Genomic DNA, 989 nt, shown 5'->3' on the forward strand with positions numbered 1-989 from the left:
GATGCTACCTTACGAAGCCCATGGTTATCGTGCCCGTAAAAGCTTATTACATGTTTTATGGGAACAAGAGCAGTGGCTGGATAAATACTTGTTAACTGACGAAGCTCCTGCAAGCGATGCTCAAGCAAATACTGAACCTTCTGTATCAGAGTAAATTCAAAGCGCGGTTTATGCCGCGCTTGTTAATTTAATTATATGGGGAAGAAGACCTAAAGTATTCCCAGAATTAGCCTTTATATATCAATAAACTAACAGTATTAAAAAATGTGGGAAGCGAGGGAACATTCATGGTGTTTTGTGATCTTATGAATCGTCAAAAACAACAGAGCTAAACACCATGAATGCTTTTACTATTTTGCACAATATGCTCCGCGCTGTCACCCCTAAATCAATTCATAAAGCCAGATTTAATACCTTAGTCGCTGCCGTTAAATCTCTATTGCGCTGTCAGCAATGCACCTTGACGTCTATCGGTCGCAATTTGAATTCAAAAACAACTGAAAAACATGATATTAAACGTATTGATCGACTGCTCAGTAACCACGAGCTTTTGCTTGAATCAACAACGGTTTATGTTCACTTAAGCCGTTTTGTGGTCACTGAAAAGCATCCCGTCATTTTGGTTGATTGAAGTCATGCAGATACACAAACCAAATATTGTATTCTGCGTGCCAGCATTGTCAGTGAAGGTCGCTCTTTAACCCTGTATCAGGAAAGTGCATTCAGCTTTCAATATCATTGCCCAAAAGTACAAAAACGGTTCTTGAAGATGCTCAAACTGATCTTGCCGAGTGATTGTCGGCCCGTTATTGTGACGGATGCGGGCTTTAAAGTTCCTTGGCTCAAAGCCGTGCGAAACAATGACTGGCATTATATTAGCCGAGTTCGAGGTACGGCACACTTGAAAACGCAGGGCAGCGATGAGTTTGTTCCATGCCAGTCACTATTCAAGAGCAATCAACGTAAGAGCCAGTATCTTGGCGCGACCG

2 protein-coding genes are annotated in these 989 nt (G+C 41.8%); both read left to right on the forward strand.

Translation table 11 applies throughout. The features are described from left to right. Window positions 1-337: 337 nt before the first annotated feature. The gene (locus H5158_RS22595) at window positions 338-631 is read left to right on the forward strand and encodes a hypothetical protein (RefSeq protein WP_182740972.1); all 294 of its coding nucleotides are present in this window, start codon (window positions 338-340) and stop codon (window positions 629-631) included. A 138-nt stretch (window positions 632-769) separates the two neighbouring features. After that, window positions 770-989: transposase (locus tag H5158_RS22600; protein WP_182740973.1), on the forward strand; the 220-nt coding region annotated here is incomplete at its 3' end.

It is taken from the genome of Pseudoalteromonas sp. SR45-6, assembly GCF_014163545.1.
GTDB classification, from domain to species: Bacteria; Pseudomonadota; Gammaproteobacteria; order Enterobacterales; family Alteromonadaceae; genus Pseudoalteromonas; species Pseudoalteromonas rhizosphaerae.